We start from the raw sequence: 25,854 nt of genomic DNA, 5'->3' as shown, positions 1-25,854 counted from the left end.
CGGTGAGATCGTCACCCGTTCAGGTAAGGTGAACTCGAAAACCGTTTCCAATAGCCCTGACCAAGCGTCCCACCTCGTACTTCAGGAGTGCTCGCGATGAGTTTCCCCCGCCTGATCGGCCTCGCGTCCGCCGCGACGGCCCTCGTCCTCGGTCTCACCGCCTGTGGTGGGGGTAACACTGCGAGCGACACCGGCGGCAAGATCAACGTCGTCGCCTCGACCAACGTCTGGGGCAGCGTGCTGTCCGCGGTCGGCGGCGACCAGGTGGCGGTCACCTCGATCATCGACGACCCGAGCGCCGACCCGCACTCCTACGAAACCACCCCCGAAGACGCCATCGCCGCGCAGAACGCGCAGCTGACCCTGGCCAACGGCGGCGGCTACGACGACTTCTTCGGCAAGCTGGCCGACCAGGCCGCGAACGCCCGCAAGCTCAACGCGTATGAGATTGCTGCCATCGGTTCCGATCAGAACGAGCACGTCTGGTACAGCTTCGCCACCGTCGCCCAGGTGGCCGACCAGGTCGCCGCGCAGCTCGGCCAGATCAAGCCGGACGCCGCGCAGACCTTCACCGCCAACGCCACGAACTTCAAGTCCCAGCTCGACCAGCTCACCACCAAGGCCGCCCAGATCGGCACCACCCACCCGGGCACCAAGGTCCTGGTCACCGAGCCGGTCGCGCACTACCTGATCGAGGCCGCCAAGGTCACCGACGCCACCCCGGCGGAGTTCTCCGAGGCCGTCGAGGAGGAGACCGACGTGCCGCCGGCCGCGCTGGCCGAATTCAACTCGCTCATCACCGGCAAGCAGGTCAAGGCCCTGATCAACAACGAGCAGACGGTCACCCCGGTCACCGAGCAGGTCGTCGGCGAGGCGAACAGGGCCGGCATCCCCGTGGTGGGCGTGACCGAGACGCTGCCCGCCGGGACGACGGACTACATTGCCTGGATGACCAGCGAAGTCGACGACCTGGCGAAGGCCCTGAACTCTTGAGCCCTGCGGTGGAGATCTCCGGCGCGACCCTCGCGTTCGGTTCGCGCACGCTGTGGTCCGGTCTGGACCTCACGGTCGAGCCCGGCGAGTTCGTCGCCGTGCTCGGCCCGAACGGGTCGGGCAAGACCAGCCTGCTGAAGGTGCTGCTCGGTCTGCAGCACCTCTCCCGCGGCAGCGTGCGCATCAACAGCGATCACCCGGTCGGGTACGTCCCGCAGCAGCGGGCGATGGCCGAGGCGCTGACGCTGCGCGGGGTCGACCTCGTCGGGCTGGGGCTCGACGGGCACCGGTGGGGCACCGGGCTGCGTGGACTGGCCGAGCGACGGCGTCGGGTGTCCGCCGCCGTCGCCGCGGTCGGCGCCCAGTCCTACGCCAAGCAGCCGGTGGGCAAGCTCTCCGGCGGCGAGCAGCAGCGGCTGCGGGTCGCGCAGGCGCTGGTCGGCGAGCCGGACGTGCTGCTGTGCGACGAGCCGCTGCTGTCGCTGGACCTCGCGCACCAGCGCGCGGTGAGCGAGCTGATCGACGCCCGCCGCCGCGAGGCCGGCACCGCGGTGCTGTTCGTGACCCACGAGATCAACCCGATCCTCCCGTACGTGGACCGCGTGCTCTACCTGGTCGACGGCCGGTTCCGGATCGGCCCGCCGGAGGTCGTGATGACCTCCGCGACGCTGTCCGAGCTGTACCGGGCGCGCGTGGAGGTGGTCCGCGTCGGCGGCCAGATCCACGTCGCCGGCGCCCGCAGCGCGGTCTGCGAGGACGAACCCCACCACCTGGACGAGCGCGTTTCGTGAGCACCGAAGGTTCCCGCTGAACATGGACAAGCTCTTCGACTTCGGTCTGACGGCGCAGCTGCTCGGGCTGCCGTTCGTGCAGACCGCCCTGCTCGCCGCGGCCGTCCTCGGGCTGGTGGCGGGGGTGCTGGGCCCGCTGATCGTGACCCGGCGGATGTCCTTCGCCGTGCACGGCACCGCCGAACTGGCCTTCACCGGTGCGGCCGGCGCCCTGCTGCTGGGCGTCGGCGTCGAGTTCGGGTCGCTGGCCGGCGCGGTGATCGCCGCGCTGCTGCTCGGCCTGCTCGGCGGGCGGGAGTCCGATCGCGACTCGGTGATCGGCGCGATCCTGTCCTTCGGGCTCGGCCTCGGCGTGCTGTTCCTGTGGTTCTACCCGGGCCGCGCGGCCAACAAGTTCGGCATCCTGGTCGGCCAGATCGTGTCGATCGAGACGACCAACCTCATCGTGCTGGTCATCGCAGCACTCGTGGTGCTGCTGATCCTCGCGGTTATCTACCGGCCGCTGCTGTTCGCCAGCGTCGACCCGCACGTCGCGGCGGCGCGCGGCGTCCCGGCGCGCACGCTGTCCGTGGTGTTCGCCGTGCTGGTCGGCGTCGCGACGGCGCTCGGGGTGCAGATCGTCGGCGCGCTGCTGGTGGTCGCCATGATGGTCACCCCGGCCGCCGCGGCCGCGCGGCTCACCGCGAGCCCGTGGAAGGCGACCGTGCTGGCCGTCGTGTTCGCCGAGACGGCCGCGCTGGGCGGCATCGTCCTGTCGCTCGCGCCGGGCGCGCCGGTCAGCGCGTTCGTCACCGCGATCGCGTTCACCATCTACCTGGTCTGCCGCCTGGTCGCCTACCTGCGCGACCGGGCCGCCCGCGTCACCGAGGACTCGCCTGCAGTTGCGCCTGCAGCGCCGTGAGGAACTCGTCGGTCAGGAACGGCAGCTGACCGCCGGAGACGCTGCGCTCCACGGTCTCCAGCACGATCACGTCCGAGTTGACGAACATCCCGATCGCCTGGTCCCGGCTCGTCTTCGGGGTGAAGTAGGCGAGCATCGTCAGGTTCGCGAACCCGGCCGCCAGGTAGCGCGAGGACGCCTTGGTGAACGAGTCGCCGTAGAACAGGGTCTTCTCGTTCACCGTCGAGGACATCGGTGAGGCGAACCGGTAGGACGGCGTCTCGATGTCGGAGATGGTCTGCCCGGCCCGGTCGACGATGCCGTCCGGGCGCAGGTCGTAGAGCACGTTCGTCTTGTCGGCCTTCTTGCCCAGCAGCGGCGGCAGGTCCGCGGCCACGGTGTAGGTGCCGATCCGCTTGCTCTGCCAGGTCGCGGTGATGCCCGGCCGCACGGCCTCGGCGACCGCGCGGGTCATCACCAGCGAGCCCTCGTCGGTCCAGTGCGTGTCGTTGGACGGGTAGACCGGCCGGTTGACGCGCCGCGCCTCCGCGGTCAGGGCCGGCCGCAGGTCCACCGCGCCGGCCGCGTCGATCTGCTGCCAGGTGGGCGCCTCCGCGGCCCGGTGGCACTCCCGGCCCGGGTAGCTGGTCGGCAGGTTCTCCGGGACCATCGTGGACTTGTCCGGCGCCACGACCCAGACGAACTTGCGGCCGGACGCCTCGATGATCGTGCGCAGGCGGTTCATCCGCTCCAGCGTGTCGGACAGCATCCGGACCGGGGAGCACTTGGCCTCGGCGTCGTAGCCGAAGTACAGCCAGCCGTCGCGGCCCTCGATCACCTGCCGGTAGCCGGCCTGGTCGACCGGGCCCGAGGTGGTCGGCTGGTCGTCCTCGCCCTGCGTCTGGGTCGGTGGCGGGCTGCCGGGCAGGGGACCGGTCTCGGTGGTGCCGGCCTGGTCGCGCGGTGGGGTCTCGCCGAAGAAGGTGCGGCTGACCCAGTCCGCGGCGTCGATCGCGGCGCTGCGGAAGGTGAGCTGGTCGGTGGCCCAGCCGGGCAGGCTGGTGAAGAACGCCCAGCCGTCGCCGATGCTGGGGAAGCTCGCGAGGTGCCGGTTCTCGATCTCGGCCGGGCGGGCGCCGAACACCCACAGCAGCGCCGGGGTCGTGAAGAACACGATCGCGCTGATCAACGCGGTGAGCTGCCGTCCGCCGTGCCGGGGCCGGTGCAGGGAGTGCTCGCGGGGCAGCCACGCCTCGTGCACCGCGGGGAGTTGCTGCGGTTCGTGCGCCACGCGGCAACGTTAACCGTTCACCTAGTGCAGCATCAGCAGAACCTGCAACTCACCGACCACGAACCCGATCACACCGCCCACCGCGATCAGCTTCCACTCCTCCTGGCGGAACGCCGGGCGCAGCAGGTTCTCGTAGTCCTCGGGGGTGAGCGCGAGCATCCGCCGCTCGACCAGGTTCGCCAGGTCCATCGCTTCCACCAGGTACGGCTCGGCGCTGCGCAGCAGGTACGGCATCTGCGCGCGCGCCCCGGCGGCCGCGGTCTCGGTCATCTCGCGCAGCCGCTCGCCGCCGACGGTCGCGGACACCAGCGGCCGGATCAGTCCGACCTGCTCGTCGACGGCCCGCGCCACCACGCGCCGCACGAGCGCGGCGAGCCGGTCGGCCCGCGGGCCGGTGAGCAGCTCGTTGAGGAGGTTGGGGACGGTCAGCACCTCGCGGGCGATGATCTCGCCGTACTGGCGAGCCACCTCGGCCTTGCGGCGCTGGAACTTGCCCTGCAGGGTGATCGGTCCGATCTTCACCGGGCGGCGCGGCAGGAAGATCATCTTGATGGCGAGCCAGTCGGTGAACAGCCCGATGGCCCCGCCGAAGGCGGGCAGCACCCACGGGTTCTTCGTCAGCGCCCACACCACCGCCTGGACGACGCCCAGGACGAACCCGAAGTAGATGCCGCAGCGGGCGATGAACGCCATTTCCGGCCGGGAGGTCTCCCGGATCAGCCGCACCAGCAGCGCGCGGTCGCGGGTCAGCCGTTCGACCGTCATGTGCTTGACGTCCAGCACGCCGTCCAGGTTGGTGCGGATCTCCTCCAGCAGCTCCCGCACCAGCTTCGGCGAACCGGCCTGCAGCTGCTTGACGATCAGGTCCTGCGCCATCGGCGGCAGCGACTCCCACAGCCGCGGGTGGTGCCGGGCGAGCACGTCGCGGGCCAGGTCGTCGATCGCGCGCAGCAGCGGCTGCTCGATCTCCCGCACGAGCCGCTCGGGCTGGATCCGGCCGATCACCTCGCCCAGGTCGATCAGGTTCTTGGTGAGCAGGTCGGTGGCGATCGCCGCCATCCGGCCGCCGTGCTTGGGCACCACGCCCTGCCAGCCGAAGACCGGGCGGATGCCGACGAACTCCAGCGGGCGGAACATCATCTCGATGGCCACGCGTTTGGTGACGTAACCGATGAGGGCGGCGATGAACGGGATGGCGGTGTAGAGCGGCCAATGCTGCGCGAAGTCGGCCAGCACCGCGTCCATCCGGCCACCCCCTCGGAAATCCTGGCCGCGAGATTAGTGGAGGAGCAGGATCGCCTGGAGCTCGCCCACGAGCCCGCCGATGATCGCACCGACGGCGATCAACTTCCACTCGTCCTGCCGGAACGCCGGCCGCAGCAGCTCCTCGAACTCCATCGGGGAGAGCTGGCGCATGCGGTCGACGATGGTGTTCCGCACGTCCAGGGCGTTGACCGCGTACTCCTCGGCGTACCGGATCGTGTCCGGCACCCGTTCGGCGGCCTTGAGCGCGGCGGCGTGCTTCATCTCCTGCCACTTGCGGGTGCCCACCGCGGCCGCGACGAGCGGTTTCACGACGCCGGCCTGCGCGTCGATGGTCCGCTGCACCTCGCGGCCGATCAGGTGGAACAGCCGGTCGGCCTTCGGGCCCTTGAGGATCGCTTCCAGGAGGTTCGGGATGGTGATGATCTCGCGGGCGATCATGTCGCCGTAGTCGGCGGCCACCTGGTCGCGGCGTTTCTGGAACACACCCTGCCAGGTGTAGAGGCCGAAGAACTCGCGCGGCTCGCGCGGCAGGAAGATCATCTTGAGCGCGAGCCAGTCGGTGAACCAGCCGATGCCGAGGCCGAACAGCGGCATCACGATCGGCGACTTGGTCACCGCCCAGACCAGCAGCTGGACGCAGCCGAGGGCGAAGCCGAACACCAGGCCGGAGTTCGCGATGAACCGCATCTCGGGGCGGGAGATGTCCCGGATGAGACGGTTGAGCAGGCTCTTGTCACGCACCAGGTTGGTGATGACCATGCTCTTGAGGTCGAGGACGTCCTCGATGTTCTCCGACAGCTCCCGCATGATCTTGGCGATCACCTTGGGCGCCTCGGCCTGGACGCGGCGCAGCAGCAGCTCCTTGGCGCCGCTGGGCAGGGCCTCCCACAGCCGCGGCTGGTACTGCTCCATGACCTCCTCGGTGATCTCCTCGACCACCTGCAGGAGGGGCTGCTCGATCTCCTTGGCGAGCTGTTCCGGGTCGAGCCGGGCGAAGATCTCCTTCGGGTCGACCAGGTTGTTGGTGAGCATGTCGGTGGCGGTGGCCGCCATGCGTTCGGCGTTGGCCGGCAGGACGCCCTGCCAGCCGAGGAACGGCTTGATGCCGATGAACTCGATCGGCCGGAACATCATCTCGATGGCGACGCGCTTGGTCACGTAGCCGATGAGCGCCGCGATGAACGGCATCGAGACGTAGAGCGGCCAGTGTTCGGCCAGGTCGGCCACGATCTCCTGCAGTTGCACCGGCCCCTCCTCGCGACTCCCGCCGAACCGTATCCCAGCCGTTGTGAGGGAGGCGCGGACCGGATTCAGTTGATCTTCGATAATGTGTCACCCGAAAGTATGGAAACCCAGGTCCAATAGCACTAAGGTGCCCGCATGCCTCCTGCCGAGTCCCAAGATCCCATCGCTGGTAATCCCCTGTTCCCGCTCGTGTTCCGCGGCTACGACCGGCCGCCGGTGGACGAGAAGTTCGCCCAGCTGACGGCCGAGCTGAAGGAGACGTCCGTCTCCCGTGACGAGGCGCTGTCCTCGGTCGCCGAGCTGACCCGCGCCCTGTCCTACGCCCAGCAGGAGCTGAGCGAGGCCAAGCAGGCGCTGTCGCGGATGGCGAGCGACCCGTCGAGCGCCGCGACGATGACCGAGCGCGTGCGCACGATGATGACGCTCGCCGAAGAGGAGATCGCCGAGCTCAAGAACCGCGCCGAAGCGCAGGCCGACGACATCCGCGCCGCGGCCGACAAGTACGACCTGGACACCCGCAAGGCCGCCGACAAGATGGTCGCCGAGCGCGAGGCCGAGCTGGCCAAGCGGCGCGACGACCTCGAGCTGGAGTTCCAGGAGCGGCACACCGCGCTGACCACCGAGCACGAGAACCTCATGGCTCAGGGGCGTGCCGAGATCGCGCGCCTGAACGAGGAGGCTGCCGAGGAGCGGGCCCGCCTGGACGCCGAAGCCGCCGACGCGCGGGCCAAGGCCGAGCGGGAAACCGCCGAGGCGCTGGCCCGCAAGACCGAGGAGGTCGAGACGGCGCTCGCGCGGAAGACCGAAGAGGTCGAGACCGCGCTGGCCCAGAAGACCAAGGAGGTCGAGGAGCGGCTGGCCAAGGACACCCGGGAGACCGAGGAGCGCCTGGCGAAGCTGGTCGCCGAGACCGAGGCCAAGATCGCCAAGGACACCGAGGAGACGGAGTCCCGCCTGGCGAAGATCACCGCCGAGACGGAGTCGCGCCTGGCGAAGCAGACCTCGGAGGCGGAGACCCGGGCGAGCACCCTGGTCGCCGACGCGGAGCGCCAGCTGTCCGAGGCGCAGCAGGCGCGCACCGAGGCGTTCGAGTTCCGCCGCGAGGTCACCGAGCGCCTCACGGCCACGCACTCGGCCCTGCAGGAGGCATTGGAAACACTGGTTCCGGCGGACGACCGCACCCCCGTCGCCTAAGGGATCGGAGGAAAGCGCTGGCGCGGAGAGCGCGCCAGCGCTTTTTCTTTTGTGCGGCGCGCCAGCGCCGTGCCCTGAACAAAACCCGGAGCTGGGTGGTCATCCCGTCGCCTGACACCGCAACGATCACTTTGAGCCAGGCCCGCAACCCAGGCACTCGCCGGCGGCCGAACATGCCAACCTTGCGGGTCTGGCTCAAAGTGATACACACAAACCGGAAGGCGACGGGATGACCACCCAGCTCCCACCCTGCCAGGGTGAGATGAGGGGCTTTTCCGTCATCCCGGAGCCTGCCCGTCCGGCGAGGACATCTCTTGATCTTTAAACCGGCGCCACCTTCGGCAGGCGAAGAGCCCGCCCTGCGGGCGGGTCGCCCTGCGGGCGGTTAACGCCCTTCGGGCGGACGTCGCCCTTCGGGCAAAAGAGCGCCTTACGGCGCCGAAAGGTCACCTTGGGCGACCTCCCCCGCCCCCGCTCTTTGATTGTGTTTCGGTCGCCGAGCAGGGTTGTCAAGGCGGGAAAGAGTACCTTGACAACCCTGGTCGGCGACCAAAGATCGGCTGTGGATCGGGGGCGGGGGAGGTCTGGGGCGTAGTCGGTCTTCTTGCGTTGCCGGCCGCCGGATCGCTGGGTGGTCGCGCGGTCGCCTGATCGCCCGCCGACCCCACTCGCGTTTCCCCTACAAACCCCTCTTCCCTATCTCAAATCCACCCTCTGCTCTTCAATTCCCCCTTGAACCGCTGGTAATTCTCTTCTAGCGCGTCCCGTTCCGCGGGGTCCGGCTCGATCAGCGTTTCCTCTCCGCTGATCATTTCGGCCGCCTCGGTCAGTCCTCCCGGCAGGACCGCGGCCGCTGCCAGCATCGCCGCCCCATAGCCTGTCTCGGCCTGTGGCGAAACCCGTAATTCCATTCCGGTGACCGTCGCCCGGATGCGTGTCCACAACGGACTCCGGCTGCCCCCACCGGCGGCCACCAAGGGGCCGCTGACCGGCACCCCCAGCTCCCGCAGCCGCTCCAACGCCAACCGCTCGATGAAGGCCACGCCCTCCAGCCGCGCCCGGTGCAGCTCCACCTCGTCCCGTGGTTCGCCCAGGACGAAGCCTCGTGCGTTCGGCGTGACAAACGGAAAACGCTCTCCGGAGCGCTTCAAGGGGTACGCCACCACCCGCGCCGGCCCCAGCCGGGCCGCTGCCTCGTCGAGCGCGGAGAGGTCAGAAGCTCCGGCCACCGCCTCGCCGCCGGTGTTCGACGCTCCGCCCGGGAGCCACCAGCCGTCCGGGTGCCGGTGGCTGTACATCGCGCCCGAGGGGTCTCGCACCAGCTGCTCGGTGACGCCCTTCAACACGTACGTCGTGCCGAGGATGCCCACGAACCGGCCCGGCGTCACCGCGCCCGTCGCCAGCTGGCCGGCACAACCGTCGGTCATACCGGCGACCACCAGGCACCCCCGGGGCAGGCCGGCGACCGCGCGGGGCAGCTCGCCCAGCACGGTCGTCGGCCGCACGACCTCGGGGAGCCAGTCCACCCCGAAGTCGAACACCTCGGCCGCCCACTCCTCGCGCAACGGGTCGTACCCGCTCTTCAGGGCATGCGAGGAGTCGGTCGCCACCGGGCGGCCGAGGAGCTTCTCACCGATCAGATCCGGCGTGTGCCGGACACCGGCCGCATCCGGGAACGCGCGCCGCAGCCAGTTGATCCGGCCCAGCGCCGCGGTCGGGGACACGCTCATCCCCAGCTCGCGCCACCGCTGCGCGCCCACCGCCGCCGCCTTCGCGTTGTCGTCCGCGCCGCGCCGGTCGTCGTACATCAGCGCCGGGCCGAGCGGCTCACCCCGATCGTCGACCGCGACGATCGTGCCCGACGTGGCCGACACCGCGACCGCCCGCACCGGCCCGGCCTCCGCGGTCACCCGGCGCAGCACGGCCTCGACCGCGGGCCACCACGACCGCGCGTCCTGCTCGCTGCGGCCGGACTCGTCCCGGACCGGGGCGGGCAACGACGCCGAAGCCGTCGCCCGCACCGATCCGTCGTCGCCGACCGCGAAGGCACGCACCCCCGCGGTCGCGACATCGACACCGACAACCGTCACGGGCGAGCCACCGTCACGTCCTGCAGACTGGCGTCCTCGTCGATCGCCTTCCGCGTGGTCTCCGGCAGCTTCAGGAACCGGGTCAGCACCGCCGCCACGATGTAGAGCGCCGCGAAGATGATCACCACGCCCGCCGCCCCGGCCGGACTGAGGAACAGCGACACGATCGCCGGCCCGACGAACGCCGCGGCACCGGCGCCGAGGTTCAGCAACGCCATCGCACCACCCTTGTTCTCCGGCGCGAGCGAGGGCAGCAGCGCCGAGATCGGCACGAACCCGGCCAGCGTCGCGCCGTAGAGCGCGCCGACGAGCAGGGCCACGCAGTAGTAGTCCGCGCCCAGCGACGTCGGCACGAAGTACAGCAGCAGGATCGAGATCGCGCAGCCGATCGCGCCGAACCAGAAGATGGTCCGCTGCCAGCCGATCTTGTCCGAGGCCACGCCGAAGATCAGGTTGAAGAAGATGTTCGTGCCGTAGATGACCGACACCAGCAGCAGCCACCGGCCCTCGCCGAACCCGATCTGGTCGGCGAAGATCGTCGGGAAGAACACCAGCATGCCGAACTCCGGCGCGGTGTTGATGATCCGCACGATCATGCCGACACCGACGCGCGGGTTCTTCCACGCGATCGACACGCTGGACACCAGGCTCTGCACGGGCTGGACGCCCTCCGGCGCGAGCCGGGTGAAACCGGTCCGCTCCCGCACCCCGAGGACGCACAGCAGGCCACCGAGGGCGAGGATGCCGACGGACAGCCACAGCGTGCCGTAGTGGCCGAGCACCGGGTTGGTGAAGCTCGCGACCAGCGAGCCGAGCGTGGGCAGGCCGCCGGTGAACGCGAAGTAGAACCAGCCGACCGCGGCGCCGAGCCGGGCGACCGGCGCGACCGCGGTGATCCACACCAGGAACCCGAACGCGAACATCGGGTAGCCGAAGCCGCGGATACCGTAGGTGATCAGCATCAGCGGGTAGTTCTCGCTGGGCACCGCCACCGCGAGGAACAGCACGTCGAACACGAGCCAGATCGCCAGGCCGATCCACATCACCCGGCGCGGTCCCCACAGTTCCGACAACGCGCCGGACAGCCAGGACGCGAGCATCACCGCCACGCCGTACGCGGTGATCACATAGGACGCGTGAATTTCGGTGCCCGCGCCGTTGTCGGCCATGAACGGGGCGATGAACCCGGACTCCACGCCGTCGCCGACCATGAACAGCAACAGGCCGACATAGCCGAGGAACAACGGGGCCGGCAGCCCCCACCTGGTGAGAAGCCCCCGGAACCCCCTGTCCGGCTGGGACAACCTCGATGTTGCCGTCTGCGTCATCACGCCTCCATGAGAGTGTTCGAACTCAAGTTATCATGGAGCACGTGAAATTAACACGCAAGGGTGTGATGCGATCAGACCTCGGCGACGAGCACGTTCGTCTGGTCCTCGTACTGGTCGAGCAGGTACGCGGACACGGCTGAGTCGACCACGAGGTGGTGGAAGTCCTCGATCTCGGCCAGCCGGTGCAACGCGGTGCGCGGCATCTTGCTGGAGTCCATGAGCAGCACCCGGATCTCCGCGCTGGCCAGCATCGCCCGCTTGACCATGACGATCTCGGGCTCCTGGTGGAACGTCATCTCGGCGTTCATCGCCGAGGTCGACACGAACGTCACGTCCACGGTGAGCCGCTCGACGGCCTCCAGGCACGGCATGCCGAGGAACGAGTCGTGGGTCGCGGAGTAGTCGCCGCCGAGCCCGATCAGGCGCACGTCGTCGACCTGCTTGAGCACCTCGATGATCCGCAGGTAGTTCGTCGCCACGGTGAGCGGTGTGACCTGGTGCAGCAGCTTGGCCAGGGCGAGCGCGGTGGTCGAGTCGTCGAGCAGGATCGACATCCCGGGCTCGACCAGGGACAACGCCTTCTCGGCGATCGCGGCTTTCGCCTCGACGTGGGCGTTGAGCCGGTACTCGGTGTTGCTCTCGAACACCGTCGAGGGTTGCGCGGAGACCCCGCCGCGGTACTTGCGCAGCAGGCCGCGCCGGGCAAGTTCGTCCAGGTCGCGGTGCACGGTCATCACGCTCACGCCGGTCAGCTCGGCCAGCTCCGCGGCGGAGGCCTGGCCCTTCTTCACGACGTAGTCGGTGATGCGCTGCTGCCGGATGTTACGAGAACGGGCGCTCCCGCTGGACTTGTCTTCCACGGGACAAGGCTAGGACGTGGGCAGGTTGAAGCGCCGCAGGCTCGTCGCGTCGCCGTCGATCCCGATCTCGGTGATCGCCGCGTTCTCCAGCCGCGGGAACACCCGGCGGTAGTCGCGGACCGGGATGCCGAGCAGCTCGCACAGGGTGACCCTGATCAGCGTGTTGTGCGCGACGACCAGCACGCGGCCGCCGTCCTCCCGCGCCGCGATGGCCCGCAGCGCCGCCGCTCCGCGACGTGCCGCGTCGGCCGTCGGCTCGGCCCCGGGGAACGCGCCGGCCACCGGATCGGCCCGGAACGCGGCCACGACCCGCGGATCCAGCTCGGACAGCACACGGCCCTCGGCGATCCCGAAGTGCACCTCACGCAGCTCCTCGAGCACCACGGGCTCGAGGCCGAGCGCCCGCGCGGCCGGTTCGGCGGTCACCCGCGCCCGGCCCCGCGGCGAGCGGTACAGGGCCGTGACCTGCTCGTCCGCGGCCGCCAGGTACGCGGCGAGCCCCTCGGACTGGCGCTTCCCGCGCTCGGTGAGGCCCACCTCGCTGGTGCCCGCGTAGCGGTTCTCCGCGTGCCATTCGGTCTCGCCGTGGCGGACCAGCAGCAACCGGGTTCCCATCAGACCTCCCGTGACAAATCTCGGCAGCGGTGTTAATTTAACACCAACGGCGTGAAAGGGGTTGTTGCATGGGTTTCGCCGCGGTGGTGTTCGACCTCGACGGTGTACTGGTCGAGAGTGAACACCTCTGGGAGGAGAACTGGGTCGCCTACGCGGCCGCCCACGGTGTCGAGTGGACGGCCGCCGACACCGCCACGGTCCAGGGCATGAGCGCACCCGAGTGGGCCGCGTACCTGGCGCAGCGCAGCGGGACCCCGGAGACCCCGGAGCAGGTCGAGAAGGCCGTGGTCGACGGGATGATCCGGTCGATCGCGAACGGCGAGGCGCCGCTGCTCGACGGCGCCGACGCGATGGTGCGTGACGTCGCCGCGCGGGTTCCGGTCGCGCTCGCGTCCTCCGCCGCGCGCCGGGTCATCGACGCGGTGCTGGAGACGCACGGGCTGACCGGCGAGTTCTCGGCGACGGTGTCCAGCGCGGAGGTGCCGCGCGGCAAGCCCAGCCCGGACGTCTACGCCGAGGCCGCGTCCCGGCTCGGCTTCCGCGGCGAGGAGTGCCTGGGGGTCGAGGACTCCAGCAACGGCATCCGCGCCGCCGCGGCCGCCGGGCTGACCGTCATCGCCCTGCCCAACCCGACCTACCCGCCCAAGCCGGACGCGCTGGAGCTGGCCGCGCGGATCGCCGAGTCCAACCACGACGTCCGGAAGCTGCTGCTCGCCTACCTCACCGGAGAGCTGGTGCGCTCATGACCACGCTGGGAACAGCCGAGACGTTCAAGCGGGACTGGCTGGACGGCTTCGTCACCGCCTACGGCCGCGAGGTGCGCAAGGTCCCCGATGCCTATGGCGTGCTCGGCCGCAACGTGCCCCGCCAGGGCAAGGTCGCCGTGATCATCGGCGGCGGCTGCGGTCACTACCCGGCCTTCGCCGGGCTCGTCGGGCCCGGACTGGCCGACGCGGCCGTGGTCGGTGACGTGTTCACCAGCCCGAGCGCCGAGCAGGTCTACCGCACGGCCCGCGCCGCCGAGGGGGGCGCGGGGGTGCTGTTCGCGTACGGCAACTACGCCGGTGACGTCCTGCACTTCGGCCTCGCCGCGCGCCGGCTGGCCGCGGAGGGCATCCAGAGCCGCACGATCCTGGTCACCGACGACATCGCCAGCGGCCCGGCCGACGCGCCGGAGAAACGCCGCGGGGTGGCCGGCGACTTCATCGTCTTCAAGGTCGCGGGTGCCGCGGCCGAGCGTGGGGACGACCTGGACGCGGTGTACGCGGCGGCGGTCAAGGCCAACGCGAACACCCGCACGTTCGGCGTCGCCTTCGGTGGCTGCACGCTGCCGGGAGCCGATCAGCCGCTGTTCACCGTCGGCGAGTCCGAGATGGAGCTGGGGCTGGGCATCCACGGCGAGCCGGGGGTGCGGACCGTGGGCCGTCTCGGCGCCGCGGAGCTGGCCGACGAGCTGGTCGACGGCCTGCTGCCCGAGCTGCCGGAGGGCGACGGCCGGGTCGCGGTGCTGGTCAACGGCCTTGGCCGGACCAAGTACGAAGAGATGTTCGTGACCTACACCCGGATCCACGAGCGCCTCACCGCCGCCGGGCTGACCCCGGTGCACACCGAGGTCGGCGAGTTCGTCACCTCGCTGGACATGGCCGGGGTCTCGCTGTCGGTGCTGGTGCTCGACGACGAGCTGGCCGAGCTGTACGGCGCGCCGTGCGACACCCCGGGCTACCGCAGCGGCGGCGCGATCCTGGAGCCGGTCGAGCTGTCGTCCACTGTGGACAAGCAGCTGGTCAGGCCGGAGGGCGAGGGCGTCGAGGTCGTCGACCGCCTGCTGACCGCGGCCATGCGCAGCATCGAGGACAACGAGGCCGAGCTGGGCCGTCTGGACGCGGTCGCCGCGGACGGTGACCACGGCTTGGGCATGACCCGCGGGATGCGGGCCGCCGTCTCGGCCGCCCGCGACGCCGCCGGATCTTCGGTGGCCGACACGCTGCTGGCCGCCGGCACCGCGCTGGCCGACGCCGCCGGCGGGGCGTCCGGTGCGCTGTACGGCGTGCTGCTCGCCGAGACCGGCGCGGGACTGCGGGTCGACGAGATCACGACGGCCGCGGTCGCCGATGCCGTGGACGGCGCGGTGCGGGCGTTCAGCGAGCTGGGCAAGGCCGAGCTGGGCGAGAAGACCATGCTCGACGCGATCGAGCCGTTCCGGCAGGCGCTGCGCAAGCAGGCCGAGGCCGGGGCCGCGCTGCCGGACGCGTGGCGCAAGGCCGCGCAGGCGGCCACGCTCGCCGCCGAGGAGACCGCGAACCTGGTGCCCGCCAAGGGGCGCGCGGCCCGGCTGGCGCAGCGCAGCAAGGGGCACGCCGACCCCGGCGCGACCTCGTTCGCCCTGATCGTCACGGCGATGGGGGAAGCTCTGAGCAAGGAGGGGAACTGATGCGGGTCGTGGTGGCCGCGGACAACGCCGGCGTGCTGCTGAAGAACGAGGTGCGGGACCTGCTGAAGACGGACGAGCGGGTCACCGAGGTGATCGATCTCGGCGTGGACAGCCCGGACGACGACCGCGCCTACCCGATCTTCGGACTGGCCGCCGCGGAGAAGATCGCGAACGGTGAGGCCGACCGGGGCGTCCTGGTCTGCGGAACCGGCATCGGCGTGGCGATCTCGGCGAACAAGGTGCCGGGCGTGCGCGCCACGGTCGCCCACGATTCATACTCGGCCGAGCGGTCGGTGAAGTCGAACAACTGCCAGATCATCACCTTCGGCGCCCGGGTCATCGGGCCCGAGCTGGCGAAGAAGATCGTCACCGAGTGGCTGGGATACACGTTCGACCCGGGCTCGCCCAGCGCGGCCAAGGTCGCCCACATCACCGAATACGAACAGGTTCACGCGGCCAGCTGAGGCCCGGCGGGTTCAAGGAGGAGCCAAAAGTGCGCGTTCTCTGCGCGGGAGACGAGTTCGTCGGCAACAACCTGCTGGCCGACGCGGTCCGGGCCGAGCTGGCCACCGAGGTCGAGTTCAGCGAGCTGTCGCTGCCCTGGCCGGTCGAGCCGTTCGGGCCGGTCGGCGGGGTGCACGAGGCGAGCGGCACCGAGGAGCAGGTCATCGAGGCGCTCGCCGGGGCCGAGGTCGCGGTCACCCAGATGGCGCCGTTCACCAAGAAGGTGTTCGCCGCCGCGCCCGAGCTGAAGCTGGTGTCGGTGTGCCGGGGCGGGCCGGTGAACGTGGACCTCGCCGCCGCCACCGCGGCCGGCGTCGCCGTCACGTACGCGCCGGGCCGCAACGCGACCGCCGCGGCCGAGTTCGCGATCGGCATGATCCTCGCCGCCATGCGCCGCATCTCGACCTCCTCGGCCGAGCTGCTCGGCGGCACGTGGCGCGGCGACTACTACGCCTACCCGAACGCCGGCCTCGAGCTGGAGGGCACCACCGTCGGCCTGGTCGGCTACGGCGCCATCGGCTCGCGGGTGGCCAAGGTGCTGGTCGCGTTCGGCTCGAAGGTGCTGGTCGCCGACCCCTACGCCAAGCCGGAGCAGATCGCCGCGGACGGGGCGGAGCTGGTCGAGCTGGACGACCTGCTGCGCCGCAGCGCGGTGGTCAGCCTGCACGCCCGGCTGACCGACGAGACCCGCCACCTGATCAACGCCGAGCGCCTGGCTCTGCTGCCCGAAGGCGCTGTGCTGGTCAACTCCGCCCGTGGCGGCCTGTTGGACTACGCGCCGCTGCCCGAGCTGCTGAAGTCCGGTCGGCTGGGCGCCCTGGCGCTGGACGTCTACGACGTCGAACCGCCGCCCGCGGACTGGGCCTTGCGTGACGCGCCGAACGTCATCGCGACGCCGCATCTGGCGGGTGCCAGCCGCCAGACCGCCGAGCGGGCCGCGTGGATCGTGGCCGCCGAGGTGGGTCGCTACGCCCGTGGGGAGAAGCTGGCCAACGTCGCCAACCCGGATGTGCTGCGATGATCATCGGCGTCGACATCGGTACTTCACTGACGAAGGCCGTCGTCTTCGACGAGGCCGGGGTGTCGCTGCACCAGGCCTGCACGCCTTCCGAGGTGCACCACCTGTCCGGCGGCCGGGTCGAGCAGGACCTCGACCAGGTCGTCGGCACGGTCGCGACCGTCGTGCGCGAGGTGGCGGCGAAGCTGGACGCCCCGGTCACCGCGCTCGCGTTGACCGGTCAGGGCGACGGCGTGTGGCTCCGCGACGAGGACGGCAACGCGGTGCGCCCGGCCATCTCGTGGCTCGACGGCCGGGCCAACGCCCTGCTCGCGAAGTGGCAGGCCGACGGTGTGTCCCGGGAGGTGTTCCGGCGCACCGGCTCGGGCATGTTCCCCGGCTGCGCCGCCGCCATCCTGTCCTATCTGGACACCCACGAACCCGAGGTGCTGGACCGGGCCGTGGTGGCCGGGTACTGCGTGGACGCCGTCGTGCAGCGGCTGACCGGCGAGATCACGGTCGACGTGTCCGACGCGTCGCTGCCGTTCCTCGACCCGAAGACCCGCCGCTACGACGAGGATGCGATCGCCGCCGTCGGGCTGTCCCACCGGCGGAACCTGCTGGCCGAACCGGCGCCGCCGAAGGCCGTGTTCTCGCTGAACCGCCGCGGCGCCGAACTCCTCGGGCTGCCCGAGGGACTGCCGGTCACCGCCGGCCCGTTCGACCTGCCCGCCAGCGCGATCGGCGCCGGCGTGCGCTCGCCGGGCGATGGGATCCTCACCGCGGGCACCACACTGGCCTGCCAGGTGCTCACCGACAACGCCGAGTTCGACGGCGAGGGCGAGCCGGCCGGGATGTTCCTGTCCACGCCCACGCCCGGCGAGTACCTGCACGCGATGCCGGCGATGGTCGGCACCGCGAGCATCGACTGGATCTGCCGCCTGCTGGGCATCGAGGTCACCGAGATCGGGTCGCTGCTCGCGCAGAGCCCGCCCGGTGCCGCCGGGGTGCGGGCACTGCCGTTCCTGTCCGCGTCCGGCGAGCGGGCGCCGTTCGTGGACGCGTCCGCGCGGGCGCAGTTCGCCGGGCTGAGCCTGGAGCACGGGCGGGCGGACGTGGTGCGCGCGCTGTGTGAGTCGATCGCGTACGCCGCGCGGCACTGCTTCGAAGCCGCCGGACTGTCTGGCCGGTTGTACGCGTGTGGCGGCGGGGTGCGCTCCGCCGAGTGGACGCAGATCTTCGCCGACGTGCTCGGCCGCCCGATCGTGATCCCGAGCGATCCGGGCGTCGGGGCGCGGGGTGCCGTCCTGGTCGCGGCCGAGGCGCTGAACCAGCCGTACGACGCGGAGCTGTGGGCGAGCAGCTCGCGGACCGTGTCGCCGGTGCCCGAAAACGTCGAGTTCTACCAGGGCGGTTACGCGGACTACCAGGCGTCGCTGACCGCCGCGCGAGGGTTGTGGCGACTGTGATCCTGGCCGACGAACGGCGAGCGGTGTGCGAGTACGCGCGGCGGTTGACCGCCGACGGGCTCGTGGTGGGCACCTCGGGCAACATCTCCGCCCGCTCGGGGGAGCTGATCGCGGTGACGCCCACCGGGGTGGACTACGGCGTGCTGACGCCCGAGGACATCCCGGTGGTGTCGCTCGACGGGTCCATTGTGGAGGGCAAGCTGCGGCCCACCAGCGAGATGCCGATGCACCTGTCGGTGTACACGAAGGCGACCGATCCGGACGGCGCGCCGATCACCGGGATCGTGCACACGCACTCGGTGCACGCGACCGCGGTGTCCACTTTGGTGGACGAGGTGCCCGCGGTGCACTACATGCTGGCGGCGATCGGGCCGTCCGCGCGAGTCGCCCGCTACGCGACGTACGGCACGGAGGAGCTGGCGGAGTCGATGCTCGCCGCCCTGGAGGGCCGCCGGGGCTGCCTGCTGGGCAACCACGGGACGATCACCTACGGCGACGGTCTGGCGGCCGCCTACAGCCGGGCCGAGCAGCTGGAGTGGCTGTGTCACGTGTGGCTCCTGGCTCGTTCGGCGGGCACCCCGCGGCTGTTGCCGTCCGAGGAGATCGCCCACGTGGTCGAGAAGTTGCGGGGGTACGGGCAGAAATAGGTCGCGCGGCCGGGGCGCGGGCGGCATGCTGGCCCGGGTGGAGGAGATCGTCAGCCATCTCGAAATGACCAGCCCCGCCGACCTGCGCCCGGCGCCGCCCGTGCCGGAGGTGTCGGTCGAGCCCGTGCCCGCCGACTCCCCGCTGGTCCGCCCGACGACCGTGCGGATCGGCAAGCCGTACAACTGGCCGAGCTCCCGCTGGTCCGACGACGACTGGGCTTCGTACCTGGCCCGCGAGGGCCGGCAGTGTGTGCTGATCCGCTACCTGAGCGAGGTCGCCGGCCTGGCGGACTACCAGTCCCATGGCGACGGCGAAGTCGAGATCACCACGTTCGGCCTGGTGCCGGAGTACGTGGGCAAGGGCATCGGCGGCTATGCGCTGACGCTGGCGATCGAGCAGGCGTGGCAGTGCGGCCCGGACGTCCGCCGGGTGTGGCTGCACACGTCGGACCTCGACCATCCGCACGCGCTGCCGAACTACCACCGCCGAGGTTTCCGCACGTTCCGCACCGCGCGCGGACAGCGCTAACCGTCCTCCCGGCCCGGCAGCGGCTCGCCCCGGAGGAAGGCCTCGTAGGCTTCGCGTGCGTCCGCTTCCACCTCGGGCTGCCCGGGCCCGTAGCGGGTGTCCGTCCGGTCGCGCTTCGGACCGGAAATCCAGTACAGCTCGTCGGTCTCGACGTCGGCGAAGTTCGCGCTGGGCAGCCCGGTCCAGCGACGCAGCGTGCGGCCGCGGAAGTAGGCCGTCTGCCACGCCCGGGAAAACCGAACCCACCCAATCCACGACGGCCCCCGATCGGTGTCGAAGCCGGTCTTCAATTGGACGAACATGATCCGCTCGGGCACGGCATCCCCTAGAACTGGTAGTACAGGAACGGGCTGAACGTCCCGTTCGCCACCAGGATCGCCGCGTAGAGGGCGCCCGCCGTCATCACGCCGATGCGCAGTCCCACCGCGCCGCGGGTTCGGGCCGACTCCAGCAGCGGTCCGGTCACCGGGTGGGCCGGCAGCGCGAAGATCGCCAGCGCGGCGATCAGGATGACCACCCGCTGGTTCGTCAGCGCCGCCTCAACGACGTCGGTCAAGCCGTCGAAGTCGGGGACCAGCATGTGGCCGATCATGGTGAACGCGTGCCCGATGTCGGCCGACTTGAAGAACACCCACCCGAACACCACGAGCACCAGCGTCAGGATCCGCCGTCCGATCCGCGACGCCACCGCCGACGGTGTCCGGTCCCAGCCGAACCGGCGCTCGATGATCAGCAGCAGCCCGTGGTAGCAGCCCCACACCAGGAACGTCCAGTTCGCACCGTGCCAAAACCCGGTCAGCACGAACACGATGCACAGGTTCCGGTACGTCTTCGCCGCGCCGGTGCGGTTGCCGCCGAGCGGGATGTACACGTAGTCGCGGAACCAGCGGCTCAGCGACATGTGCCAGCGCCGCCAGAACTCGGTCACCGTCACCGACGAGTACGGCCGCGCGAAGTTCTCCGGCAGCCGGAACCCGAGCATCCGGCCCAGCCCGATCGCCATGTCGGAGTAGCCGGAGAAGTCGAAGTACAGCTGCAGCGTGTACCCGACCGCGCCGAGCCACGCGATCGCGAACGTCATGTCCTCACCGGAGGTGGCGAAACACGCCTCGACCATCGGGCTCAGCGAGTCCGCGATGATCGCCTTCTTGCACAGCCCCAGCGCGAACCGCGGGAAGCCGGCGGCGATGTCGTCCAGGCGGTGCGACCGCTGCTGCGGCAGCTGGTCCGCGATCTCCCGGTACCGCACGATCGGGCCGGCCACCAGCTGCGGGAACATCGCGATGTAGGTCACGAACGACACCGGGTTCCGCAGCGCGCGCCGCTCCCCGCGGTAGATGTCGACGACGTAGGAAATGTGGTGGAACGTGAAGAACGAGATGCCGATCGGCAACGCCAGGTGCGCCACCGGGAACGAGCCGCCGAAGAGCTGGGTGAAGTAGTCGATCTGCTGCGTGGCGAACCCGGCGTACTTCCAGACCACCAGGATCCCGACGTCGAAGCAGATGACCGCGATCAGCAGCGAGCGTTTGCGGCTCGAGCGGGGTTCCCACCGGTTCGGTTCGAGCGCGGTGCCCGCCGCGAAGTTGACCACCATGCAGGCCAGTAGCAGCAGGGTGAACGCGCCGGCGCCGCTGGCGTAGAAGACCAGGCTGGCGACCGCGATGATGCCGTTCCGCCAGCGCCTCGGCAGCACCAGCACGGCGAGCAGCGTCGCCGGCAGGAAGTACCAGAGGAACAACGGTGAAGCGAACGACATCGACCTGGGGTCCCCCTGTGCAACCGGATCAGCGCACTGACCTTAGCCGACGAGGTTGGCCCGAAGGAGTGAAACTCACCGCTTCGCGAGGCGCGCCCACGCACCAGGCACCACAAAACGAGGGCGCCGGAGCCCGTCCGGACCCGGCACCGCTCAAGCAGGCACGATCAGACGCGGCCGGTGAGTCGGCGGCGCCTGGCGACCTCGGCCAGCAGCACGGCGGCCGCGACGGAGGCGTTCAGCGACTCGACCCCGGCGGCCATCGGGTGGACACTGTTTCGTCGCAGGTTTCCCGCAGCAGGCGGGACAGCCCGCGGCCCTCGGAGCGCCGGACCGGCGCCGTGGCGTCGGCGGGCTGGCCGAGGGTCAGACGCGGCCGGTGACCCGGCGGCGCCTCGCCACCTCGGCCAGGAGGACGGCGGCCGCGACGGAGGGGTTCAGCGATTCGACCCTGGCGGCCATCGCGATGGACATCGCAGGTTTCTCGCACCAGGCGGGACGGTCCGGCGGGCCTCGGAGCTGCCGGACCGGTGCCGCTCAAGCAGGCACGATCAGACGCGGCCGGTGACTCGGCGGCGCCTGGCGACCTCGGCCAGCAGCACGGCAGCCGCGACGGAGGCGTTCAGCGACTCCACCCCGGCGGCCATGGGGATGGACACCGTCTCGTCGCAGGTTTCTCGCACCAGGCGGGACGGTCCGGCGGGCCTCGGAGCGCCGGACCGGCGCCGTGGCGTCGGCGGGCTGGCCAGGGTCAGACGCGGCCGGTGACCCTGCGGCGCCGGGCGACCTCGGCCAGCAGCACGGCCGCCGCCACGGAGGCGTTCAGCGACTCCACCCCGGCGGCCATCGGGATGGACACCGTCTCGTCGCAGGTTTCTCGCACCAGGCGGGACAGTCCGCGGCCCTCGGAGCCCACCACGACCACCAGCGGGTCCGTCGCCAGGGACAGATCATCGATGCCCACCGAGCCGTCGGCGTCCAGGCCCGCGATCATCAGGCCCTCCTCCGCCCACAGCTTCAGCTGCCGCGTCAGGTTGGTCGCGATCGCGATCGGCATCTTCGCCGCGGTGCCGGCACTCGTCCGCCACGCGACGGCCGTGATGCCCGCGCTGCGGCGCTGCGGCAGCAGCACCCCGTGCGCCCCGAACGCCGCCGCCGACCGCACCACCGCGCCCAGGTTCCGCGGGTCGGTCACGCCGTCCAGCGCCACCAGCAGCGGCGGCTCCCCCGAGTTCTTCGCGATCGCCAGCAGGTCGTCCGGGTGGCTGTACTCGAACGGCGGCACCTGCAGCCCGAGCCCCTGGTGCACCGCGCGGTTGGTCTTGCGGTCCAGCTCCTCGCGCGGGATCTCCAGGATCGAGATGCCCTTGTCCGCCGCCAGCCGCACCGCCTCGGTCACCCGGTCGTCGGCGTCGATGTTCAGCGCCACGAACAGCGTCGTGCCCGGCACGCCCGCCCGCAGGGCCTCGACCACCGGGTTGCGGCCGGCGATGATCTCCGGCCCCTCGCGGCGGTCGCGGCTCTTCTCCGCCCGCGCCGCGGCGGCCGCCGCCCGCTTCTGCGCCGGGTGCCCCGGACGCATCTCCGCCCGCGGCGTCGGGCCCTTGCCCTCGAGCCCACGACGACGCTGGCCGCCGGAGCCGACGACCGCGCCCTTCTTGGTGCCGGACTTGCGAACCGCACCCCGGCGCTTGGAATTGCCTGCCATTTAAGCTTCTTTCACGGTCCACACCGGACCATCGGGAGTATCTTCGACCGTGATCCCCGCCTGGAGCAGGCGGTCGCGCACGGCGTCGGCCCGGGCGAAGTCACGCGTGGCGCGCGCCTCCTGGCGCTCCACGAGCATCGCCTCGACCAACTCGGCCAGTGCGGCCCTCGCCGGCGTCTCCGCCGCCGAGCTCTCCGCCCATTCCGGTGCGAGCGGGTCCAGCCCGAGCACACCCATCATCGCGCGCACCGAGCCGGCGGCCGCGCGCGCCTTGGCGTCATCGCCGGAGTCCAGTGCCGCGTTACCCTCGCGGACCAGGTTGTGCACGGCCGCGACCGCCGCCGGCGTGGACAGGTCGTCGTCCATCGCGGTGACGAACTCGGCCGCCAGCTCACCCGGCTCGACCGTGCCCGTCCGCTGCGCCGCGCGGCGCAGGAACCCTTCGATCCGCCGGTAGCCCTGCGCGGCCTCGGACAACGCGCCGTCGGAGTACTCGATGGTCGACCGGTAGTGCGGCTGCACCAGGTAGTACCGCAGCTCGGCGGCCCGGTAGTTGCGCAGCATCGCCTCGATCGAGACCACGTTGCCCAGCGACTTCGACATCTTCTCGCCGGACAGCGTCACCCACGCGTTGTGCAGCCAGAACCGCGCGAACGGGTCACCGGCCGCCTGCGACTGGGCGCGCTCGTTCTCGTGGTGCGGGAACACCAGGTCGACGCCGCCGCCGTGGATGTCGAACTCGGACCCGAGGTAGGTGGTCGCCATCGCCGAGCACTCCAGGTGCCAGCCCGGCCGCCCGTCGCCCCACGGCGTGGGCCACGACGGCTCGCCGGGCTTGGCGCTCTTCCACAGCGTGAAGTCCCGCGGGTCGCGCTTGCCCTCGGCCAGCGTCTCGCCTTGCTGCACCTCGTCCAGCTTCTGCCGGGACAGCGCGCCGTACTCGGGGAACGTGGACACGGCGAAGTACACGTCCCCGCCGGCCGCGTAGGCGTGCCCGGCGTCGATGAGGCGCTGCATCAGCTCCACCATCTGCGTGACGTGCCCGGTGGCGCGGGGCGCGATCGACGGCGGCAGGCAGCCCAGGACCGTGTAGGCCTCTTCGAACGCCCGTTCGTGCGTCGCCGCCCACTCCCACCACGGCCGTCCGGCGTCGGCGGCCTTGGTGAGGATCTTGTCGTCGATGTCCGTGACGTTGCGCACGAACAGCACGTCCAGTCCACTGTGGATCAGCCAGCGGCGCAGAACGTCGTAGTTCAGTGCGCCGCGGACGTGCCCGATGTGTGGGATGCCCTGCACGGTCGCCCCACACACGTACATGGACGCCGTTCCGCTACGGGCGGGGTGGAACTCCCGCACGCTCCTGGTCGCGGTGTCGTATAGGTGTAGGGCCACCCTGAAATGGTACGGGTCACCTTGACGTGGCTCAGAGCACCCCGTGCGTGCGCAGGGCCGTGAGCAGGCCGTCCGGGCGTTCGGTGGTCGGCAGCGGGTCGACGAGGGCGAACTTGCAGCCGATCGCCTTCGCGCCGCCGTCGGCCTCCTCGCTGTCGCCGACCATCAGCGTGTTCTCCGGCGCGACGCCCAGCCGGTCCACCAGCAGCCGGAAGATCTCGGGTTGCGGCTTGATGAAGCCGTGCTCGAAGGAGAGGAGGAACTCGTCGACGAAGTCGTCGTAGCCGCGCATGGCGAACGCCGGCCGGATGTCGAAGGCGATGTTGCTCAGCACACCGACCTTGACGCCCTTGGCCGCGGTGTCCTTCAGCGCGGCCTCGGTGTCCGGGTACGGCGTCCACTCCGCGGGATCGTTCAGACGGCGGTACAGCGCCTCCGCTTGCTCGGCGTTCGCCACGCCGGACTTGCGCAGCACCTCGAGGTAGACCTTCCGGTGCAGGACCGGGTCGAGATCGCGGTTGTCCCACGCGTGCTGGTACTCCGCCGACAGCTCGACGACCTGCCCGGTGGGGGCGGTCATGCGGCGCATCAGCTCGGTCTGGGCCTCGACGTCGAGCGGGGCGCCGTCGGGGGTGGTGAGGTCGGAGAGCCAGCTGGAATTCTGCTCGAGCCGGAAGAGGGTGCCGGAGAAGTCGAACATCACCGCCTGAATCGTCACAGATCACAGGCTACCGGGGATGACCTTGGGATTCGTGTGACTTATTCGGCCGGCAGCAGCAGCGCGGTGGCCACCGCAGCGATGCCCTCGCCGCGGCCGGTCAGACCGAGTCCGTCGGTGGTGGTGCCGCTGACGCTGACCGCGCCGCCGGCGGCCTTGCTCAGCACCTCCTGGGCCTCCTCGCGGCGGGTGCGGATGCGCGGCGCGTTGCCGATGACCTGCACCGATGCGTTGCCCAGCCGCCAGCCCTCGGCCTCGACCAGCCGTCGCGCCTCGGCCACGAACTCGGCGCCGTGCGCGCCGGCCCAGCGCGGATCGCTGGTGCCGAACACCGCACCGAGGTCGCCGAGCCCGGCCGCGGACAGCATCGCGTCGCACAGCGCGTGGGCGGCCACGTCGCCGTCGGAGTGACCGGCGCAGCCGTCGACGCCGTCCCAGCGCAGCCCGGCGATCCAGCATTCGCGGCCCGCTTCGATGGGATGGACGTCGACCCCGGTCCCGACCCTCAACCCTGCTCCTCGAGTAGTGCTTCCGCGACGGCCACGTCGAAGGCCGTGGTGAGCCGGAGCGCGGTGGGATGCCCGGCCACGGTCCGCACGCTACCGGGCAGGTCCGACAGCGGGTCCGCGCCGCGCGCGCACACCTTGTCCAGCACGTCGGGCCGGTAGCCGACGGGGGTCTGCACGACGCGCAGCTGGTCGCGGTCGGAGGTGCCGGCGATGATGTCGCCGGAGACGTGTTTGACGGTGTCGGTCACGGGTAGGACCGGGATGATCGCCTCTGCCCCGGCGAACACGGCCTCAGCCACCGCGCGCACGGTGGCGGGCGGCACGAACGGACGCGCGACGTCGTGCACGAGAACGACGTCGGAAGGCCCGGCGGCCTCGAGGGCCGCCCGGACGGTTTCGGCGCGATCAGGACCACAGGCCAGTACCCGGCACCGGGAACCGGCGCCGGGTACGGCCCGTATGATCACTTCACATTCCCCGAGCGCGGGTTTGGGAACCGCCACCACCAGGCGATCCGCACAACCGGAGTCCAGCACGCCGCGCACGGCGTGCCGCAGCAACGGCGCACCGCGCACAAGGGCGCACGGGTCCGGCCCCTCGGGGTCGGCGATGAGGACTGTCGCGACCTTCATCGC

The 25,854-nt window shown here is 70.9% G+C and carries 25 protein-coding genes and 2 pseudogenes; 11 read left to right on the top strand and 16 right to left on the bottom strand.

The features are described 5' to 3' along the window. The first annotated feature begins 96 nt into the window (after positions 1-96). The 3 genes from IE290_RS20025 to IE290_RS20015 are packed head-to-tail and all read left to right on the top strand — an operon-like array spanning position 97 to position 2,685. Positions 97-993, top strand: a complete 897-nt coding sequence (locus IE290_RS20025) for a metal ABC transporter solute-binding protein, Zn/Mn family (protein ID WP_191246134.1) — start codon at positions 97-99, stop codon at positions 991-993. Further along, on the top strand, positions 990-1,784 hold the full coding sequence (locus IE290_RS20020) for a metal ABC transporter ATP-binding protein (protein ID WP_191246133.1): 795 nt from the start codon (positions 990-992) through the stop codon (positions 1,782-1,784). Before IE290_RS20025 ends, IE290_RS20020 begins: the two co-directional genes overlap by 4 nt. A gap of 22 nt (positions 1,785-1,806) precedes the next feature. Continuing rightward, positions 1,807-2,685: a metal ABC transporter permease gene (locus IE290_RS20015; RefSeq protein ID WP_191246132.1), complete on the top strand. Its 879-nt coding sequence runs from the start codon at positions 1,807-1,809 to the stop codon at positions 2,683-2,685. Here the strand turns inward: IE290_RS20015 and IE290_RS20010 are convergent. Genes IE290_RS20010 through IE290_RS20000 form a run of 3 tightly spaced genes read right to left on the bottom strand, consistent with a single transcriptional unit; the run spans position 2,645 to position 6,466 of the window. Further along, a complete protein-coding gene (locus IE290_RS20010; RefSeq protein ID WP_191246131.1) occupies positions 2,645-3,955 on the bottom strand; it encodes an alginate O-acetyltransferase AlgX-related protein in 1,311 nt (436 codons plus the stop codon). The genes IE290_RS20015 and IE290_RS20010 overlap by 41 nt on opposite strands. Before the next feature lie 21 nt (positions 3,956-3,976). Beyond that, on the bottom strand, positions 3,977-5,200 hold the full coding sequence (locus IE290_RS20005; RefSeq protein ID WP_191246130.1) for a DUF445 domain-containing protein: 1,224 nt from the start codon (positions 5,198-5,200) through the stop codon (positions 3,977-3,979). A 33-nt stretch (positions 5,201-5,233) separates the two neighbouring features. Continuing rightward, positions 5,234-6,466: a DUF445 domain-containing protein gene (locus IE290_RS20000; RefSeq protein WP_191246129.1), complete on the bottom strand. Its 1,233-nt coding sequence runs from the start codon at positions 6,464-6,466 to the stop codon at positions 5,234-5,236. A 135-nt stretch (positions 6,467-6,601) separates the two neighbouring features. Here IE290_RS20000 and IE290_RS19995 point away from each other — a divergent pair, with 135 nt between their 5' ends. Further along, positions 6,602-7,660, top strand: coding sequence for a coiled-coil domain-containing protein (locus IE290_RS19995; RefSeq protein ID WP_229874609.1), 1,059 nt, complete (start codon positions 6,602-6,604; stop codon positions 7,658-7,660). Between the two features lie 701 nt (positions 7,661-8,361). Here the strand turns inward: IE290_RS19995 and IE290_RS19990 are convergent. The 4 genes from IE290_RS19990 to IE290_RS19975 form a co-directional block, all read right to left on the bottom strand. Then, complete coding sequence (locus tag IE290_RS19990) at positions 8,362-9,750, bottom strand: FGGY-family carbohydrate kinase (RefSeq protein WP_191246128.1); 1,389 nt, start codon at positions 9,748-9,750, stop codon at positions 8,362-8,364. Further along, a complete protein-coding gene (locus IE290_RS19985) occupies positions 9,747-11,078 on the bottom strand; it encodes an MFS transporter (RefSeq protein ID WP_191246127.1) in 1,332 nt (443 codons plus the stop codon). The genes IE290_RS19990 and IE290_RS19985 overlap by 4 nt, the downstream gene beginning before the upstream one ends. 74 nt (positions 11,079-11,152) lie before the next feature. Further along, on the bottom strand, positions 11,153-11,941 hold the full coding sequence (locus IE290_RS19980; protein ID WP_017985392.1) for a DeoR/GlpR family DNA-binding transcription regulator: 789 nt from the start codon (positions 11,939-11,941) through the stop codon (positions 11,153-11,155). A 9-nt stretch (positions 11,942-11,950) separates the two neighbouring features. Then, positions 11,951-12,556 carry a histidine phosphatase family protein gene (locus IE290_RS19975; RefSeq protein WP_191246126.1) on the bottom strand — a complete coding sequence of 202 codons (606 nt, stop codon included), beginning with the start codon at positions 12,554-12,556 and terminating at the stop codon, positions 11,951-11,953. A gap of 68 nt (positions 12,557-12,624) precedes the next feature. On the opposite strand from IE290_RS19975, the gene IE290_RS19970 reads away from it, so the two are divergent. From IE290_RS19970 to IE290_RS19940, 7 genes are read left to right on the top strand one after another with little or no spacing between them, the layout of a single operon-like run. Further along, a complete protein-coding gene (locus IE290_RS19970; RefSeq protein ID WP_191246125.1) occupies positions 12,625-13,302 on the top strand; it encodes an HAD family hydrolase in 678 nt (225 codons plus the stop codon). Continuing rightward, positions 13,299-14,987, top strand: a complete 1,689-nt coding sequence (gene dhaL / locus IE290_RS19965; protein ID WP_191246124.1) for a dihydroxyacetone kinase subunit DhaL — start codon at positions 13,299-13,301, stop codon at positions 14,985-14,987. The genes IE290_RS19970 and dhaL overlap by 4 nt, the downstream gene beginning before the upstream one ends. Beyond that, positions 14,987-15,451 (top strand): ribose-5-phosphate isomerase, encoded by a 465-nt coding sequence (locus IE290_RS19960; RefSeq protein WP_191246123.1) that lies wholly within the window; start codon positions 14,987-14,989, stop codon positions 15,449-15,451. Before dhaL ends, IE290_RS19960 begins: the two co-directional genes overlap by 1 nt. 29 nt (positions 15,452-15,480) lie before the next feature. After that, positions 15,481-16,512: a 2-hydroxyacid dehydrogenase gene (locus IE290_RS19955; RefSeq protein WP_191246122.1), complete on the top strand. Its 1,032-nt coding sequence runs from the start codon at positions 15,481-15,483 to the stop codon at positions 16,510-16,512. Then, complete coding sequence (locus IE290_RS19950; RefSeq protein WP_191246121.1) at positions 16,509-17,957, top strand: FGGY-family carbohydrate kinase; 1,449 nt, start codon at positions 16,509-16,511, stop codon at positions 17,955-17,957. Before IE290_RS19955 ends, IE290_RS19950 begins: the two co-directional genes overlap by 4 nt. Then, positions 17,954-18,604: a class II aldolase/adducin family protein gene (locus tag IE290_RS19945; RefSeq protein WP_191246338.1), complete on the top strand. Its 651-nt coding sequence runs from the start codon at positions 17,954-17,956 to the stop codon at positions 18,602-18,604. Before IE290_RS19950 ends, IE290_RS19945 begins: the two co-directional genes overlap by 4 nt. A 37-nt stretch (positions 18,605-18,641) precedes the next feature. Then, positions 18,642-19,133: a GNAT family N-acetyltransferase gene (locus IE290_RS19940; protein ID WP_308431365.1), complete on the top strand. Its 492-nt coding sequence runs from the start codon at positions 18,642-18,644 to the stop codon at positions 19,131-19,133. On the opposite strand, the gene IE290_RS19935 is transcribed toward IE290_RS19940, so the two are convergent. The 9 genes and pseudogenes from IE290_RS19935 to IE290_RS19890 all read right to left on the bottom strand — a co-directional run bounded on the left by IE290_RS19935 (position 19,130) and on the right by IE290_RS19890 (position 25,851). After that, positions 19,130-19,450 (bottom strand): hypothetical protein, encoded by a 321-nt coding sequence (locus IE290_RS19935; RefSeq protein ID WP_229874608.1) that lies wholly within the window; start codon positions 19,448-19,450, stop codon positions 19,130-19,132. The two genes, IE290_RS19940 and IE290_RS19935, sit on opposite strands and share 4 nt — an antisense overlap. Before the next feature lie 8 nt (positions 19,451-19,458). Continuing rightward, a complete protein-coding gene (locus IE290_RS19930) occupies positions 19,459-20,892 on the bottom strand; it encodes an MBOAT family O-acyltransferase (protein ID WP_191246119.1) in 1,434 nt (477 codons plus the stop codon). Between the two features lie 167 nt (positions 20,893-21,059). Further along, positions 21,060-21,226: pseudogene (locus IE290_RS19925) on the bottom strand (TrmH family RNA methyltransferase); the annotation flags it as partial. Between the two features lie 217 nt (positions 21,227-21,443). Continuing rightward, positions 21,444-21,590, bottom strand: a pseudogene (locus IE290_RS19915) (TrmH family RNA methyltransferase); the annotation flags it as partial. A gap of 53 nt (positions 21,591-21,643) precedes the next feature. After that, positions 21,644-22,600, bottom strand: a complete 957-nt coding sequence (rlmB, locus tag IE290_RS19910; protein WP_094005679.1) for a 23S rRNA (guanosine(2251)-2'-O)-methyltransferase RlmB — start codon at positions 22,598-22,600, stop codon at positions 21,644-21,646. Next, positions 22,601-23,992, bottom strand: a complete 1,392-nt coding sequence (gene cysS / locus IE290_RS19905; RefSeq protein WP_191246118.1) for a cysteine--tRNA ligase — start codon at positions 23,990-23,992, stop codon at positions 22,601-22,603. It lies immediately after the preceding gene. A 31-nt stretch (positions 23,993-24,023) separates the two neighbouring features. Continuing rightward, positions 24,024-24,710: an HAD family hydrolase gene (locus IE290_RS19900; protein WP_191246117.1), complete on the bottom strand. Its 687-nt coding sequence runs from the start codon at positions 24,708-24,710 to the stop codon at positions 24,024-24,026. A gap of 41 nt (positions 24,711-24,751) precedes the next feature. After that, a complete protein-coding gene (gene ispF, locus IE290_RS19895) occupies positions 24,752-25,219 on the bottom strand; it encodes a 2-C-methyl-D-erythritol 2,4-cyclodiphosphate synthase (protein WP_191246116.1) in 468 nt (155 codons plus the stop codon). After that, positions 25,216-25,851, bottom strand: coding sequence for an IspD/TarI family cytidylyltransferase (locus IE290_RS19890; protein WP_191246115.1), 636 nt, complete (start codon positions 25,849-25,851; stop codon positions 25,216-25,218). The genes ispF and IE290_RS19890 overlap by 4 nt, the downstream gene beginning before the upstream one ends. Between the last annotated feature and the right edge of the window lie 3 nt (positions 25,852-25,854).

Origin of the sequence: Amycolatopsis deserti, from assembly GCF_014653945.1 — a bacterium.
Classification (GTDB): Bacteria; Actinomycetota; Actinomycetes; order Mycobacteriales; family Pseudonocardiaceae; genus Amycolatopsis_E; species Amycolatopsis_E deserti.
Note: the sequence above shows the minus strand (reverse complement) of the source record. Positions and strands in the feature narration are given on the sequence as shown.